Source organism: Aquitalea aquatilis, from assembly GCF_005155025.1.
In the GTDB taxonomy this organism is placed as follows: domain Bacteria; phylum Pseudomonadota; class Gammaproteobacteria; order Burkholderiales; family Chromobacteriaceae; genus Aquitalea; species Aquitalea aquatilis.
On record NZ_CP039731.1, the window covers coordinates 2,136,968 to 2,153,750 of the forward strand.

Consider the following 16,783-nt stretch of genomic DNA (forward strand, 5'->3'; position numbering starts at 1 on the left):
ATTTATATATATTTTTATTTTTGAATGGGAAATGCCATGAGTACCACTTACAACATATACAAACTTCCCCCCCCAAATTTAGAGCCTTTAAAAGAAAAAATGGACAGTGTTGGATTGAAAGAACAAAAAACTAAAGTCGTAAGTGATTACACTATTACATTTTATTTTTCAGAAAATGTTGCAGAAAATCTAATATGGTGGTGGAAAGCATATGAAGAATACTTTAATGATGGCATTGCTGAGCCTAAAAATAAGTTTTACTTTGCGTTACTTATTGGAGTAAGCCAGATAAAACCAGAAAATATATACGTAATCAGTCTGGGGAAGTCGCATTTTTATCTAAATAAGTTCATATTGAAAGATTTTGGAATTAATTTTGCAACGAGAATTGGTGATGAGAAAACGACATTGCTTAAGAAAAGTCGCTATTTTGCTGGAAGTAAGAGAAATGATATTGCATCGTACACAAATTTTGTACCCAACAATTATGAGCCAGGGGAGTCAGTCGATCACATAAAAATTAAAGCTGCTGATGAAAATGAATGGGGGAAGAAGAATATAATTCTAGCAGATTCTATTCAAATTGATAGTGAGCGTCGCATTGAGGATATTGCTGAACTTTTTGATAAAATTGAGAGTGCGCTTGCTGGTGAGGAGTTAATACAACTGCCAAAACTTGAAGAGGTAAAAGATGCATCAATCATTAAATCTCTTGATGAAGAGCTACTTGAGTTAATAAAAAACGATAACGCAGAAATAGTTCTTGAGGAGTTCACTTCTTACGGGACTCATATTAATTTCAGATCTGAAATTTACGATTGTACTATATTCACAAGGGTTGGAAATGGGCCAATGGAAAATCGGCATGATTTAGGCGGTAGTATAGCAATTGATCAAATTTCTGAATATTTAACAAAAAACTCTGCAATAGATGATATAAACACCGTGAAAATAAAATTCAGGTCAGAGTTTGATTTCACCAAGGATTTAAAAGAGTTAATAGATTGCAGGCTGAAAGATCATTATCTATTAAAAAATGGTGATTGGTATTATTTTAATCAACGATTTATTGACTACTTGAAATATTCCATTGAAAGCATCGAGCATGAACAAATGGATGATCTTGACGAAGAAAAATATTTAGAGTGGAAAGAAGAAAAAGAAAAAATAATTGTTGAGGCTGAAGCAGAAGCAGCTGCTGGAAATGATGTTGAGTTTGATATGTTGACATATAGAGAATTCTATTTCAATGAAATGCAATCATTAACAAATGGCTATGTATTGCTAGATAGAATTACAGTAAAAGTTGAATCAATTTTAAAGGGGGGAGAAAGTACTCTGTAGAAATTGCTGACTTATATAAAAATGAAGAAATTATATCAGTCAAAATATCTAATGATAAAATTGACTTAATATATAATATTGCCCAATCAATTGCAGCATCCACTGTGATTCAGAAGAATGCAGCTGAATGTACATACTCCGTCAAAACAGCTGCGCTATGGTTCGTATTTGACAAACCTATTGCTAAGCTAACTGAATTTAACTCTCTTCCATTTCTTTTGGCTGTCGAGTCATGGAAGAAATGCATAGCCGGCTTGGGTTTGAAGCCTAAAGTTTACATATCACAGCATGTGAATAAGGTTAAATAATTTTTCCATAACTAAATACATTAACTGATGCGGGACTTGTTCCACAAATCAGGGCTTGCGACCATCCGGTAGAATGGCGGCATGAGCAAGCCCCTTCCGCCCAAGTACTCATTAATTTCCAGACCAATAACCAGTCACTCTGGTCTGACCCGCTCTACGGGGTCACTAACTCAAGATGGTACATGCTGACATATGGAAGATTGGATCTGGCGTGATACTGACCGGCATACGCCAACAGACAAGAAAGACCGGGCATCGAGCATGATGCCCGGTCTGGAGAGAGAACAATTTCCTCATCAACATTACCTTATCCCGCTCACTGATCCGCCAAGACCAGTTATCGTGTCTCCTGCCGCCAAGCAGAGAACACGGCACATCACTGCAATGGGCCGCCAAGCCCTTCCCCCGAAGGGGCACACACATTTTCCACCGCTGGCAGTTTTCGAGTACCGTTCATCTGGTTCACGCCTCCCTTGACTGATTAGGTCTCGAGATTTGCTCAAACTCTACTCTCCGCCGCTCCCTCTCTTGCGCCGTCCCGGGTGCCAACCCGGTCAAATGGCCGTCAGAGATTCCCACGTTAGCTGATTGTGTCGAAACCACGATTCAGGAATACGTCATTTCAAAGTGAAGGCATCGCATACGCTTACCCAGTTGCCCAGTTTCTGTCGCGCGATGTTCCATAGCCGCAACTTACCCGCCCTCACTCGTCATCAATGAATCACCCCATACAAGGGCGTACCCAAGGTTTCTCACTGCGATAAAGGGGACTCTCACCCCTATTTACATGCTTAAGCTATCCAGCGACCCATCCATTACGATGGTGCCATGTACCCAGGACAGAAGGTGATGCCCCCCTGTGTATTTTTACCCCGGTACACCTACGCCATTTCTGACGCATCAGCAGCCTGCACGCACAGTCTTCGTCACGCCGTTCATTTTCAAACGCCCCGAAGTCCGGATTTTCACCGGTTCACAATCAGCAGGGTTGGTCTGCGTTACCGCAGCTCCCGTTTCCGTGTCGCCCAACCTCGTAGGAGGATCGGGTCGAACATGGCATGTCTGCCACTAGCGCCCGTTTCAGCCGCACCAGCCAGCGTTACCCGGCATGCAGCTAAGGCGGTGTACGAAAAGTTGGCAGCTTTTCGCGTGTCTTTCGACATGTGTGTGTTTGCAGGTTGGCGTCCTGCGTTTTGCCTCCTCACCAGGGTAAAGGGGCATAACGCAGAACACCGTGCATGCGAGCCGGCCAGATCTTCACCTGGCTGCCTGCCCTGAAACACAACGTTCCTGATGGTGTATAGCGAAATGCTCTGAAAATCTTGGAACATCATTACGTGCAGGTCGCAGCTACCGAATCACATTGCAAGGACATAGGTTTTCTTCGCTATACAGTGCATCGCCACTTGAATGAGAAAACTTGTATGTCTGCTTCAACACCCATCGCACGCAACAAAACCGCAGCACTGGTCCGCATCGTGGACAGCGTTCCGAAAGGCTATCACCGCTACACGCACGGCACTGTTGCCGCGAGCAAAGCCGAAGCCTTGGCGAGGAAGTTTCATGCTCTGTACGGGATTGGCTGCTCTCCAGCCCAGCGACTGACGCGTAAGGGAAAGGGCTTAGCTAATGCCGTGTTGGTCATGTATTGGCCCCTGGCTGCAGAAAAAGTGGAGTGGCTACTGCTGGCAACGGATGGGGAAGGACTGGAGCAGGAAACCTTGCAGGATGTCGGAGATAAACCGTACTTGAATTGGCTTGGGTATGAGCTGGTACGCCAACCCAGCCGAGGCAGGGCTGCGTGGACATGGCGACGGTCAAAACAGGAAATGGAAGAACTGCATACTCTACTCGCGATGCAGGCGAATCGGAAAAACAAAGCCGCGATAACGGAAACACTGGAACGCATCGCCAGGCAGCCTGGCTTTCATGGCGTACGAACCCAGTCATGGGCACTATGCGAGGCGGCGCTACAGCGCGGATACGATGGCCCACTGCCGCACCTGTTTTTTGTGCAAAAGATAAGTCATGGAGAGCGGCTGGCGTTGGGATAACTTACAGGTGTCTGCCTGCTCTCTCGAGGTATCTACAGATACGCAGAAGATAAACCAAAAAGCTGCTGTAAGCTTTGGCTCAGTGTTATCACCAGCGGCAGGTAGTGTTGTTTGTGATGTAGTTGATGCCGAGGTAACTTTCGGGGTAGATACAACAGTGAACTTGATCTACTGCAAAGCAAGAGATGTATCCTTGAATCATCTCTTATATGCATTTAGGATTGCATGTATGGTAGTGAGAAAATTTTTCGATAAGTACTAATTTTATTCATTGAGCTTGAACAAAAATTATGTTTAGGCCTGATTATTTTGGGATCAATTCAATGATTGATTACGAAACGGCATCTAGAAATTTAGTTAAAATTACTAGTGACTATAATGAGTTGGGTGTCAAAAATGAGGCTGAAACACGTTTTCACTTTATTGATTCATTTCTCACGCAGTGTTTAGGTTGGGATAAGTCAGATATTGATCTTGAAAGATATTTGAGTGGGGAGCGTAGCGATTATGAATTGGGTTGCCCTATTGCTATTATTTTAGAAGCAAAGCGAGATGCTGTTGTTTTTGACATCCCAGTAAGAAAACGGGGTGAAATGATTGTTCCTATCCGCCAATTAATGGATCTTGGCCAGGAGGCGAAAGCTGCTATTGAGCAGGTTCAAGGTTATTGTGCACGCCGTGGAGTAAGGTATGCTGCTATTTGTAATGGTCCTCAATTAATTTCTTTTGTAGCAACTCGGACGGATGGAAAGCCTCCCTTGGAAGGACGTGCTTTTGTAATAGATGGATTTTCACAAATGCGTAGTGAATTCTCCACTATTTTTAATTTATTGTCTCCATTGGCTACAGCATCTAATAAATTGCTTTCATATTTAGATGCAAATGGAATTGCAGGCATTCCTGAGAAAATTTCAACAAGGCTTCCTAATCATCCTTCCTTCAGATATCAAAATGAATCGCAAAGTAGCTTGCGTATGATTGCCGAGCTTTTGTTGGAGGATGTTGCCCGAACAGATGATCTCGAACAGCGCTTTTATCGCGAATGCTATTGTGATAGTGGGCCATTGGCTCAAGATGCATTGGTGAGCAAGAATCTATTAAAAACTAGATACGCCGCATTATTTCATCCTAGTGAAGAAGCGCCTGTTGTTGTTCCTGTTAAGTCAAAAGATAAAAGTGCTTCATCAGAGATATTGGCAGAAAGCCTGTCCAGAAGGCCAATTATCTTATTGGGTGATGTCGGCGTTGGTAAAACTTCATTTATAAAAAATCTGATGCTCGTTGAGGCGGAAGAAGAGTTTAAAAAGTCAATCTATATTTATTTGGACTTGGGAGTTAATGCATTTTTGCATGGTGGATTAGAGAGTTATGTCAGAAGTGAAGTTGAGCGACAATTGTATGAAAAGTATGAAATTGATATAAATTCAGAGAAGTTTATATACTCGGTTTATGGTAATGATATCAAGAGGTTTAGAACTGGTCTGTATGGGAGATTGGCGGAGTCAAATCCAGCCTTGTATGAAGAGAAGTTGCTTGACTATCTTAGTGGCAAGTTGGAAAGCAGCGAGGAACATTTGGGACTGGTTGTTAAACATATTCAAAAGTCAACTAGCAAGCAGATTATTGTTATCTTTGATAATGTTGACCAAAGAGAGCTGGAGATTCAACAGCGAGCATTTATAGTTTCACAAGGCGTTGCAGAGCATTGGGGAGCTATTGTCTTCTTGTCTGTAAGGCCGAATACTTTTCACCAATCTAAGCGGGCAGGCGCACTTTCTGCATATCCGAATAAAGTTTTTTACATCATGCCACCCAGGCCTGAAATGGTCTTGGAAAAAAGATTGATTTTTGCACTTAATGTGGCAGAGGGTAGGTTGCCAATTGAGTCTATTTCAAGTGTCAGCCTTAATCTAGAAGGAGTTTCTACTTTTCTTAAAGCACTGCTCTATGCTTTAAGAAAAAATCCGGCTGTTGCAGAGTTTTTATCTAATATAACTGGTGGTAATGTAAGATCAATGATTGATTTTGTTACAAAATTCACGGGTAGTCCAAATGTGGATAGTGATAAGATTATTGAACTATTTGGTTCCTCTGGGGATTATTTAATACCAGTTCATGAATTCTCTAAGGCAGCCTTGCTTGGTGATTATTCGCATTATGATTCTCACTCATCTTGGGCGATGAATATTTTTGATGTTAGATTTCCTGATGCAAGAGAGCACTTTTTGTGCTCACTAATTTTGGCATATTTGAATTATGATTCATCTCATCGAAATAGAGAAGGTTTTGTAACTGTTAAAAGAATACAGCAGGAAATGCAATCTCACGGATTTTCAATTGAGCAGACTGAAAATGCATTGATAAGAATGACTAATAAAAAATTGATTGAAACAACTCAGCGTATAACTTTCGAAGAAAATGCAGGTGTCGAACATATAGAAGATTTCACAGATGCGTTTCGTGTAACAACTATTGGGGCGTATCATCTAATTCGTTGGTCTGGTACTTTTGCATATCTTGATGCGATGGTTTTTGATACGCCAATTTTTGATGCTGAAGTGGCTAAAAGATGTGGGCTTAATATCGAATCGTTTGATATTAAGCATAGATTTTTGCGGACAACAAATTTTAGAGATTACTTGTCTCACATGTGGGATGCGTCAGCTATTTTTGTACCATATTTTAATTGGAAATCTCTCGCGGATGCAGGCGAGCCAACTTTTGACAGCGTCCAAAGTTTCATTAGTGGAAATAGGACTAACTTCGCTTCGGGGAAAGGGAAGTCGTCAAGACGTCGGTAATTCTTTATTGGTTATAATTTACGTTTATCGTATGTTTATTCGGTGGCGCGTGATTGTTATCAATACTTCTGTGAGCTTCTTGGTGAATAGTTATGGTACATGTTATTGATATTTAGTCTGAACAATAAAATCATGTATTAGTCGCACAGAGAAGGAGAATGAGTGTCAGGATTTTGCGGATAGAGCTGGGAAGACTTCTAAACCGGAGTACTTCCCATTTTTTTGTGACGTAGCTCTTATTGCTTATCCGCCCGAATGAACTCCACCTCCGGGAAGGTGATGCGCGACAGGATTTCCAGTTTCTTGTCGATCGGCAGTTCACCCCGGTATTTCTTCACCACTGCTGACGCTTCCTGATTCACCTGTCTGTTCTGAATGGTTTCGATGCTGGTGATATTGCTGGCATGGCCGGTGATGGTTTCCGCACTGACCACGCCCAGCACCATCGCCCGGTGCAGGAAGGTGGAGCGGAAGGCGTGCATGCCGACAATACGGGCATTCGGGGTTTCGTCGCGTAGCCCGATTTCCTGCAGGAATTCGGTGAACCATTTCATTGCCTTGGGCGAGGCGCGGCCAGCAGCGGTCGGGAAGGCCTGGAACAGCAAGGTATCACCACGTTTCTTGGCTGCCGCCACATAGTCGAGGAAGCCCAGCTCAATCAGCTTGGGATGGATGGGCAGCTTGCGCTTGGAGCCACCGGTTTTGACCGATTTGTCGATGCGGGCGTCACCTTCGGATTCGTCTGTGATGTCCATATACCAGATGCCGGTCTGCGCATCTTGGGTGATATCGACCTGCGGGTTCAGCTGACATAGCTCATTTACCCGTGCGCCGGTAAATAGACCCAGATGCGGAAGCCAGTATTTGTGGGCCATGGCTGGCCGTTGGGCGAAACGTGCCATTTCCGGCCCTTCAAACAGGCGTTTCAGCTCTGCCGATTCAAATGCCCGCTGCCCACCCTCAGGGTCGCGGCGGGAGCCGAGGTATTGCACCCCTTCGGTGGTGAGCGTCATCGGCCAGCCGTGGTCCTGCCACTTGCGGCGGCAGTATTTGATGAACGGCGTCATCACGGCGAGGTAGGTGCCGTCGAAGGTCCCCTTGCTCATCTCGCCGCGCTGCTGCTTGGCCAGTTCCAGTGGGCGCAGTTTTTCCTGACGGCAAATGTCTTTCCAGCGCGGTGGCAGAGTTTGCACGGCTTCGAAGTAAGCCTCCAGGTCGGTTTGCTTGAGCAGGCCGATGGGCTTGTCCCCGATGATGTCGACCAGCAGCGGCATCACTGCCGTCACCTTGCGTAGCATCGCCACCTTGTCCAGTTTCTGGTAGTAGGCCAGATAGCTTTGGGTGACTTCTGACAGCATCGGCGTTTCCAGCCGTTGCGCCATCACCGGCGTCGGCACTTCCTTGCCGTCATAGCGGCTGAGCAGTTTCTCGTTGGTGCGGATGGCCATGCGGCCATAGGCCAGTGCCAGGCGGCGCATTTCGGGTTCAGTGGCTTTGAGCTGGTAGCGGTACAGCCGCAGGAATTGTTCCAGAGGGCCACGCAGCAGTTCGTAGTCACCAATGGCTACTGCACCCTTGAGGATGCGGTTGGCCTCGGTATAGCCGGTCTGGTATTCCTCGATTTCGTCAAGCGTGTAGTGGCCGTTTTCGCGGCGTGCTTCGTCTCCAGCCAGGCTGGCAGCCTCGGCATGCAGGCAGATGGCGTCGATTGCTTCGGGGGTGAGTGCGTCGATGTGAGTGATAGCGGCGAGTTGCGTACGCGCGTAACGCTCCGCCTGCCGCTGTCGCTTGTCTTCCCATTCGGTCGTCAGACGGGCTTCTTCGGCACGATGGCGCTCGACGGCCGTGCGGTAGTCCTTGGTGCGTAGTGAAAACGTGATTTCTTTTTTGCCGGGATAGCAAACAAGAACGTCAGTCGGGATGCGACGACGAAGATAGTAGGTGCCGGATTGGGGGTGGCGTTGCAGGCCGGTGGGTAACATTGGCATGGTTCATTGAGTTCCGATCCAGAGTATAGGGAACCAGGAAGAAAACTGAACTCATTACCGCCAATGTGTAGGAGTGTTGTGTAGAACTCAGGGGCTAAAAAGCCTTGCTATGCCTGAATTTACTGCAAAATCAACACTTTAGATGGGTCTGGCGGAGAGGGAGGGATTCGAACCCTCGGTACGCTCGCACGTACGCCTGATTTCGAGTCAGGTACATTCGACCACTCTGCCACCTCTCCGACTCAGAGCGACGAATTCTATGGTTAGTCGGGCCGGCTGTCAATAGCTTGATCGCTTGGCTGCGCATTGTTTTTGACAGTGATGCCACCGGGTCCGGCTTGAGCTGCGGATTGGCTGGCGAGTATCACTGTGCCGGCTGGTGAAGGGCTGTGCTGGAGGGGGCGTGGCGGGCTTGTTACACTGGGCACAACCGCCATCGCGTGCCGGGTGCTGCCGCTGGCGACATAACAGGGGATTGTGGTGCGACTATCAACAAGACTGAATGACATTGCGCCGTTTCAGGTGATGGCCATTCTGGAGCGGGCCCGGGCCTTGCAGGCGGCGGGCAGGGATGTGATTCATCTGGAAGTGGGCGAGCCGGACTTTGCCACGCCGGCAGCCATTGTCGAGGCTGGCCGGCAAGCATTGAGCGAGGGCCATACTTTTTATACTGCCGCGCAGGGCTTGCCCGCCTTGCGTGAGGCGATTGCGGCATTTTATCTGCAGCGTTATGGCGTGGAGGTGGATGCGCGCCGCATCATCGTGACGCCGGGTGCGTCAGGTGCGCTGCAGATTGCCTTGTCCTTGCTGGTGGACCAGGGCGACCAGGTGCTGATGGCGGATCCGACTTATCCGTGCAACAGGCATTTTGTCAGCCTGCTGGGTGGTGAGCCGGTCTGTCTTGCCGTGGGACCGGAATCCCGTTACCAGTTGCTGGCCGGGGATGTGGATGAGGCCTGGGCCGAGCGCACGGTGGCGGCGATGGTGGCCAGCCCGGCCAATCCGACTGGCACCTTGTTGACGGCGGCAGAACTGGCCGCCCTGAGCGCCAGCTGCAAGCGCCATGGTGGCAGCCTGATCGTGGACGAGATTTATCATGGTCTGACCTATGGCTGTGATGCAGCCACGGCGTTGGCGGTGGACCCGGATGTGTTCGTGATCAACAGTTTTTCCAAGTATTTCCAGATGACCGGCTGGCGGCTGGGCTGGCTGGTGGTGCCGGATGCTTATGTCGAACCGGCGCTGCGGCTGGCGCAGAACCTGTTTCTGTGTCCGCCGACGATGGCGCAGCATGCGGCACTGGCGGCTTTTCAGCCGCAGGTGATTGCGGAGCTGGAGCAGCGTCGTGCCGAATTTGGCCGGCGGTGCGATTTCCTGTTGCAGGCATTGCCGTCGCTGGGCTGGAAGCTGCCAGTGCAGCCGGAGGGGGCTTTCTATCTGTATGCGGATGTGAGTGACGTTACCGATGACAGCTTCGCCTACTGCGCACGGCTACTGGAGGAGGTGAATGTCGCCATTACGCCAGGGGCGGATTTTGGCTGTTATCGTGCCGCACAGCATGTGCGGGTAGCTTATACCACCAGTATTGAGCGACTGACTGAGGCGGTGGCGCGTATTGCTAGCTTGGCTTAGACCGCCGGCAAAGCTTCTTCTGAGGGCACCTTGATTGCCGTACTGGGTGTTCTGTCGGCATCCGTGCGCCTTGGCCCAGATACTGTGCGAGGGTTTGTTCGCCGCTCTTGGCGCTGCGTGTGTCAGACGTGAAAAAGGCTGCCTTTGTGGCAGCCTTTTGCATGGTGCAGGTGATGTCAGTGATGAATATCCAGGGTGACATCGCCGCGTTCTTCCGCTACCGATTGCAGGATTTCCAGCAGGGTGGCGTAGAGGTCGGCACCCAGTTGCTGGCGGGACTGTTCGGTATCGCGCCAGATGATTTCGAAGGGGCCGCTGACATCTGCACTCAGGCTGTCGTACAGCGCATCCAGATTGCGGCCGAAATGCGCAGGCAGATGCAGCTGGCGGGTCAGCTCGTCATAGAACTGTTCCAGCGAAGTGATGTGATGAAGTTCGCAAATGCTTACTGACATGCTGGCACCTCGATAAAGCGCTGGTAATGGTCGAGAGAGACAAAACGCTGGCCGGCGCGCGAAAACACCAGTCGATAGGCACCGCGCTTGCCTCCTTTATAGTTCAGATCGGCTTCCTGCCACTGCCCCTTGGGCAGCTGCTTTTCATAATTGCCAAAGCGGTCGCCGCCTATCGACTTGCCTTGCAGTCCGGGAACGGCCCACAGGCTGCGGCCGGGTTGCCAGCCAGCCTGTTGCGCCTGGCGCTTGGTGAGGAATTGATCCGGCAGCCTGCCGCTTTGTCCCAGTGTTTGCAGCACGGTGGTCAGTTCCCGTGCGTCCAGCCGGTTGCCGGCTTGCTGATTGACACTGCTGGCAACGCTGGCGCATTGCGGCAAGGCCCAGGCGGCAGGGGCGAGCAGGGCGCTGAGCAGCAGGCTCGGGATGGCACGGCGTAGCAACATGATTTACTCCAGGTTCAGGGATTCGACAGCGTAGCCATGGCCGATCAGCAGCGGCAGCATGGTTGCCATCGCGTGCGGGTCTTCCGCTGTGGTGATGAAACGGTAGCAATGATCACCGACGCTGTCACTGCCGTGCAGTTGCAACAGCGAATCGACACGGCGGGCGATGGCCTCGGCCGGGTCGTACAGGGCGATGCTGTCGCCGGTGAGTTCGCGAATCAGCGGTGACAGGAAGGGGTAATGGGTACAGCCCAGCGCGATGTGGTCGATGTTTTCCTGCAAGAGCGGGCGGACAACCTCAGCCACGCGGCGGCGGGTGAGGGTGCTGTCCAGTTGGCCTGCTTCCACCTGTTCCACCCAGCCCAGCCCCGGCCGGCGCAGGACTTCTACCTCGCCGGCATGTTTGTCCAGCAGTGCCTGTACCCGCTCGCTGGCCAGCGTAGCCGCGGTGGCCAGTACGGCAATGCGGCCGGTGCGGCTGGCTGCCGCTGCCGGCTTGATCGCCGGCTCGACCCCGACGATGGGAATGGGCAGCTGCTGGCGCAGTGCCGCCACGGCTGCCGTGGTGGCGGTGTTGCAGGCCACCACCAGCAGGCTGGCCCCCTGCTGGTGCAGGTAGTGGCCGATTTTCAGGCTGCGCTCGATGATTTCGGTCTTGCTGCGGCCGCCATAGGGGCAGTAGGCCTGATCAGCCAGATAGGTAATCGGCCAGGCAGGCAGCGCTGTTTGCACGGCGCGCCAGATGGATAGCCCGCCCAGGCCGGAGTCGAACATCGCAATCATGCTGTGCTTAGTTGTTCTGGATGACGATCTTGGGAAACTTGCCGGAGAAGTCCTGCGCCTTTTCACCCACCTTGACTGCCAGCTTGCGCGCAATGTCCTTGTACAGGGTGGCGATGGCTCCATCGGGGTCGGCCGCAACCGTCGGCTTGCCTTCATCCACCGCCAGGCGAATGCCCATGTCCAGCGGCAGCGAGCCCAGCACTTCCACACCAAAGTCGGCAGCCATGCGCGCGGCACCGCCCTCACCAAAGATGTGTTCGGCGTGGCCGCAGTTGCTGCAGATGTGAATGGCCATGTTTTCCACCATGCCCAGGATCGGCACGCCTACTTTCTGGAACATGGTGACGCCCTTGCGCGCATCCAGCAGGGCGATGTCCTGCGGGGTGGTGACGATCAGCGCGCCGGTAACCGGCACTTTTTGCGACAGCGTCAGCTGGATGTCGCCGGTACCCGGCGGCATGTCGATGACCAAGTAATCCAGATTGTCCCAGCGGGTGTCGTTGAGCAATTGCTGCAGCGCTTGGCTCACCATCGGGCCGCGCCACACCATGGCCTGGTCGGCATCCACCAGATAACCGATGGACATGGTCTGGATGCCGTAATTGACGATGGGCTGCAGGCTTTTGCCATCCGGCGTTTCCGGGCGCTGGCCTTGCAGGCCCAGCATCAGCGGCTGCGAGGGGCCGTAGATGTCGGCATCCAGAATCCCCACGCGTGCGCCTTCGGCTTGCAGCGCCAGGGCCAGATTCACGGCGGTGGTGGATTTGCCCACGCCACCCTTGCCGGAGGCCACGGCGATGACATTCTTGACCCCGGGCAGTAGCGGCACGCCGCGCTGTGCGGCATGGCTGGTGATCTGGCTGCGCACCGTGACCTGCAGCGTACGGCCTGCTGCAATGGTTTGCAGGGCGGTTTCGAACTGGCTGCGTACCAGCGCAAACTGGCTGGCCGCCGGGTAGGCAAGTACCACGTCCAGTGCCAGTTGCTCGGCACTGATCCTGATGTTCTTTACCGCCTTGGCGGCAACATAGGGTTTGCCGGTATTGGCATCGAGCAGGCCGGCAACGGCCTCCAGTACTTGGGCATCGGTCAGGGTCATGGTGTCGGCTGCGCTATCTGCGTCCGGTTTGGCACCGAACAGCTTGGTCAGTTTGGAGAGCATGGGGGCAATAGGGATGGGTGGAATACCCGACAATTTTACTATGTTTTAGCACGGGTGCGTTGCTCCCGTTGCGCCAGCTGGCATGTTACTCCCGCCTTGCCCGAGTGGCTATGGCCATCGCTTGGTGGCCGGTCGCTGGCTGTTATTGATTGCTTCATCTCGAAAGATTTTGCCGTAAGCGCTTGATAAGCGTAGAATTAGCCCCTTTTTTTTCACGCCACGGTACGTATTTCGCGTGTCGTCCGGCACCGGCTCGGCCCTGTCAGGCCATGGCTTTGCTCTTTGTCATCAAGAAAGGTTGTTGCATTGCAGTCCAAACATGTTTCTCTCAGTCCGGCCAATCTGCTGTTTCCCCTCGCGCTGGTCTTGTTCGAATTTGCCGTTTATATCGCCAATGACATGGTGCAGCCCGCCATGCTGCAGGTTACCCGTGAATTCATGGTGAATACCTCGTGGGTTCCCACCTCGATGACCGCTTTTCTGATCGGCGGAGCCGTGCTGCCCTGGCTGACCGGCCCGCTGTCGGACCGTATCGGCCGTCGCCCGGTGCTGCTGTTTGGCGTGGCGTATTTCGTCCTGGCCTGCCTGGCCAGTTATCTGGTGCATTCCATCGAAAGCTTTATTGCCCTGCGTGTGTTGCAGGGCATGGGGCTGTGCTTTATCAATGCCGTGGGCTATGCCGCCGTGCAAGAGGCTTTTGAAGAAACCGCAGCGGTCAAGGTAACGGCGCTGATGGCCAATGTGGCGCTGATTGCGCCGCTGGTTGGCCCGCTGGCTGGTGCCGCGCTGGTGGAAATCGCCCCGTGGCGCAGCTGCTTCCTGGTGATTGCCGCCATGTCCTTTATCGCGCTGCTGGGCCTGATCTGGAAGATGCCGGAAACCGTCAAGCCCAGTCATGACAAGCTGCCGCTGTCGCAAATGGGCCGCGATTACCTGCGCCTGTTCAGCCAACGCCGCTTTGTGCTGTCTGCCCTGTGCATTCCCTTGCTGGCTTTGCCCTTGATGGGCTGGATTGCCTTGTCGCCAGTGCTGCTGGTGCAGGACCTGGGCATGAGCACCCTGCAATACGGCATGATGCAGCTGCCGGTGTTTGGTGGCCTGATCGCCGGTAATTTCGCGCTGGTGTTGCTGGCCGACCGCTGGCCGCTGGGTCGTTCGGTGTTTGTTGGCATGGGGCCCATCGTCAGTGGCCTGCTATTGATGCTGGCTGGCGTGCTGTTTGCCGCAGAGCCGGTATGGCTGATGGTGGCCGGCATGAGTTTGATGAGCTTTGGCGAAGGCCTCAGTTTTGGTGTGCTGTACCGCTTTGCCCTGATGTCTTCCCCGGTGGCCAAGGGCACGGTATCGGCTTCCATGAGCATGCTGTCGATGGCCGGCTACGCCTTGGGCATCGAAATCTTCCGTCTGGCCTACATGCTGGGCGGCATGGCCGGCTTTGCCGCGTGCTCGGTGCTCACGGCGCTGCTGTTTGTCCAGCTGGCACGCAGTACCGTGCCGCAGGCCATGGCCGAGCGCGCTGCACCGGCAGATTATCTGCCGCCGGAACTGCAAACCCAGAACAGCTGATTTTCCGCGACGTTTCCCCCAATCAGCCCGGTTGGCCCGCCTTTGCCGCGGTCCGCCGGGTTTTTGCCGATCTGCGCCGTGACCGGCAGCGGCATCCGGCTCTATAATCGTCCGCTTGAGATCGCTTACCTTCAGGAACACCCAATGAGCAAACGCAAGATTCTGGTGACCAGCGCACTGCCTTACGCCAACGCGGGGCTGCATCTGGGCCATATGCTGGAACAGATCCAGACCGACGTCTGGGTACGCTTCCAGAAAATGCGCGGCCACGAGTGCTATTACGTGTGCGCCGACGACACCCACGGTGCGCCCATCATGCTGGCCGCCGAAAAGCAGGGCATCACCCCCACTCAGCTGGTGGATGCCGTGCGCGAACTGCATCTGGCCGATTCGCAGGGTTTCCTGATCGGTCACGACAACTACTACAGTACCAACAGCCCGGAAAACAAGGCCTTTGCCGAGCAGGTGTACAAAGCCCTGCGCGCCGATGACAAGATTTCCAGCCGCACCATCGAGCAGCTGTTCGATCCGGAAAAGCAGATGTTCCTGCCGGACCGCTTCGTCAAGGGCGAATGCCCCAAGTGCGCGGCCAAAGACCAGTACGGTGACAACTGTGAAGTGTGCGGTGCCACTTATAACCCGACCGAACTGAAGAACCCCTACTCGGCCGTGTCCGGTGCCAAGCCGGTGCTGAAAACCTCCGAGCACTATTTCTTCCGTCTGGGCGAGTGTGCCGACTTCCTCAAAGGCTGGACCAGCGGCAGCACCACCCGTGCCGATGGCGTGAGCCAGCCGCATCTGCAGCCGGAATCGCTCAACAAGATGAACGAGTGGATCGAAGGCGGCCTGCAGGATTGGGACATCAGCCGTGATGCACCGTATTTCGGCTTTGAGATTCCAGATGCACCGGGCAAGTACTTCTATGTCTGGCTGGACGCGCCGATTGGCTACATGGCCAGCTTCAAGAACCTGTGCGACAGCAAGGGCATCGACTTTGATGCCTGGTTCAAGCCGGGCTCGGATGCCGAGATGTACCACTTCATCGGCAAGGACATCCTGTATTTCCACGCCCTGTTCTGGCCGGCCATGCTGCAGTACTCCGGCCTGCGTGTGCCCACCGGCGTGTTTGCCCACGGCTTCCTCACCGTGGACGGGCAGAAGATGTCCAAGTCGCGCGGCACCTTCATCCAGGCCAAGAGCTACCTGGAGTGCGGCCTGAATCCGGAATGGATGCGCTATTACATGGCCGCCAAGTTGAACGGCCGCATCGAAGACATCGACCTCAACCTCAATGACTTCGTTGCCCGCGTCAATTCTGATCTGGTAGGCAAGTACATCAACATCGCCAGCCGCTCTGCCGGTTTCATCAGCAAGCGCTTTGCCGGCAAGCTGGCCGACAGCGTGGCCGACACTGCCATCCTGCACAAGCTGCAGGCCGCCGCCGCCGAGCTGGCCGCTGCGTTTGAAGCACGCGAATACGCCAAGGCCCTGCGCGACGTGATGGCGCTGGCCGATGAAGTCAACGCCTATGTCGATGCCAACAAGCCGTGGGAACTGGCCAAGCAGGAAGGGCAGGATGCGCGTTTGCAGGAAGTCTGCACCGTGCTGCTCAATGCCTTCCGCCTGCTCACCATTTACCTGAAGCCGGTACTGCCCAAGCTGGCCAAAGACGTGGAATCCTTCCTTGGCGTGGCGCCGCTGACCTGGGCCGATGCCGACAGCCTGCTCTTGGGCAAGACCATCAACACCTATCAGCACCTGATGCAGCGCATCGACCCGGTGCTGATCGACAAACTGATCGAAGCGAACAAACAGAATATGCAAGCTACTGCCAACACCCCGGCGGCTGCCGCCCACGAACCGCTGGCCGACACCATCAAGATCGACGACTTTGCCAAAATAGACCTGCGTATCGGCAAGGTACTGGCCTGCAATTTCGTGGAAGGTTCGGACAAGTTGCTACAGTTCACCGTGGATCTGGGTTTTGAACAGCGCAATATCTTCTCCGGCATCCGCTCTGCCTATCAGGAGCCGGAAAAACTGGTAGGGCGCAATGTGGTGGTGGTGGCCAATCTGGCCGAGCGCAAGATGCGCTTTGGCGTGTCGCAAGGCATGATCGTCTGCGCCTCTGGTGCTGACGACAATAGCGGTCTGTTCCTGCTGGATGTGGACCAGGGCGCTGCACCTGGCATGCGTATCGGTTAAGCCCTACACCAATACCCAGCTCAAAGCCCTGCCGATCCCGTA

At 52.9% G+C, this 16,783-nt stretch carries 11 protein-coding genes and 1 tRNA gene; 6 read left to right on the forward strand and 6 right to left on the reverse strand.

Annotation, left to right across the window (positions count from 1 at the left end):
* The first annotated feature begins 36 nt into the window (after nucleotides 1-36).
* From FAZ30_RS10035 to FAZ30_RS10045, 3 genes are all read left to right on the forward strand, one after another.
* A complete protein-coding gene (locus FAZ30_RS10035) occupies nucleotides 37-1,344 on the forward strand; it encodes a DUF6119 family protein (RefSeq protein WP_168190823.1) in 1,308 nt (435 codons plus the stop codon).
* A gap of 1,732 nt (nucleotides 1,345-3,076) precedes the next feature.
* Nucleotides 3,077-3,706: a hypothetical protein gene (locus FAZ30_RS10040; RefSeq protein WP_137009356.1), complete on the forward strand. Its 630-nt coding sequence runs from the start codon at nucleotides 3,077-3,079 to the stop codon at nucleotides 3,704-3,706.
* A gap of 323 nt (nucleotides 3,707-4,029) precedes the next feature.
* Nucleotides 4,030-6,507: a type I restriction enzyme HsdR N-terminal domain-containing protein gene (locus tag FAZ30_RS10045; RefSeq protein WP_137009357.1), complete on the forward strand. Its 2,478-nt coding sequence runs from the start codon at nucleotides 4,030-4,032 to the stop codon at nucleotides 6,505-6,507.
* A 236-nt stretch (nucleotides 6,508-6,743) separates the two neighbouring features.
* Here FAZ30_RS10045 and FAZ30_RS10050 read toward each other — a convergent pair whose 3' ends face one another.
* Together FAZ30_RS10050 and FAZ30_RS10055 are read right to left on the reverse strand one after the other, a co-directional pair.
* Nucleotides 6,744-8,495 (reverse strand): site-specific integrase, encoded by a 1,752-nt coding sequence (locus FAZ30_RS10050; protein ID WP_137009358.1) that lies wholly within the window; start codon nucleotides 8,493-8,495, stop codon nucleotides 6,744-6,746.
* Between the two features lie 149 nt (nucleotides 8,496-8,644).
* Nucleotides 8,645-8,734: transfer RNA gene (locus FAZ30_RS10055), tRNA-Ser, on the reverse strand.
* Between the two features lie 241 nt (nucleotides 8,735-8,975).
* Here FAZ30_RS10055 and FAZ30_RS10060 point away from each other — a divergent pair.
* Entirely contained in the window at nucleotides 8,976-10,127 is a 1,152-nt protein-coding gene (locus tag FAZ30_RS10060) for a pyridoxal phosphate-dependent aminotransferase (protein ID WP_124642815.1), read from the forward strand.
* 176 nt (nucleotides 10,128-10,303) lie between these two features.
* Here the strand turns inward: FAZ30_RS10060 and FAZ30_RS10065 are convergent, their stop codons facing one another.
* From FAZ30_RS10065 to apbC, 4 genes are read right to left on the reverse strand one after another with little or no spacing between them, the layout of a single operon-like run.
* On the reverse strand, nucleotides 10,304-10,582 hold the full coding sequence (locus FAZ30_RS10065; protein WP_124642813.1) for a barstar family protein: 279 nt from the start codon (nucleotides 10,580-10,582) through the stop codon (nucleotides 10,304-10,306).
* Complete coding sequence (locus FAZ30_RS10070; protein WP_124642811.1) at nucleotides 10,573-11,025, reverse strand: ribonuclease domain-containing protein; 453 nt, start codon at nucleotides 11,023-11,025, stop codon at nucleotides 10,573-10,575. The genes FAZ30_RS10065 and FAZ30_RS10070 overlap by 10 nt, the downstream gene beginning before the upstream one ends.
* A gap of 3 nt (nucleotides 11,026-11,028) precedes the next feature.
* Entirely contained in the window at nucleotides 11,029-11,808 is a 780-nt protein-coding gene (gene murI / locus FAZ30_RS10075; protein WP_124642809.1) for a glutamate racemase, read from the reverse strand.
* A 7-nt stretch (nucleotides 11,809-11,815) separates the two neighbouring features.
* Nucleotides 11,816-12,907: an iron-sulfur cluster carrier protein ApbC gene (gene apbC, locus FAZ30_RS10080; RefSeq protein ID WP_370449626.1), complete on the reverse strand. Its 1,092-nt coding sequence runs from the start codon at nucleotides 12,905-12,907 to the stop codon at nucleotides 11,816-11,818.
* Nucleotides 12,908-13,276: 369 nt separating this feature from the next.
* Here apbC and FAZ30_RS10085 point away from each other — a divergent pair, with 369 nt between their 5' ends.
* A complete protein-coding gene (locus FAZ30_RS10085) occupies nucleotides 13,277-14,536 on the forward strand; it encodes an MFS transporter (protein WP_124642806.1) in 1,260 nt (419 codons plus the stop codon).
* A 144-nt stretch (nucleotides 14,537-14,680) separates the two neighbouring features.
* Nucleotides 14,681-16,741, forward strand: a complete 2,061-nt coding sequence (gene metG, locus FAZ30_RS10090) for a methionine--tRNA ligase (RefSeq protein ID WP_124642804.1) — start codon at nucleotides 14,681-14,683, stop codon at nucleotides 16,739-16,741.
* The last annotated feature ends 42 nt before the right edge of the window (nucleotides 16,742-16,783 follow it).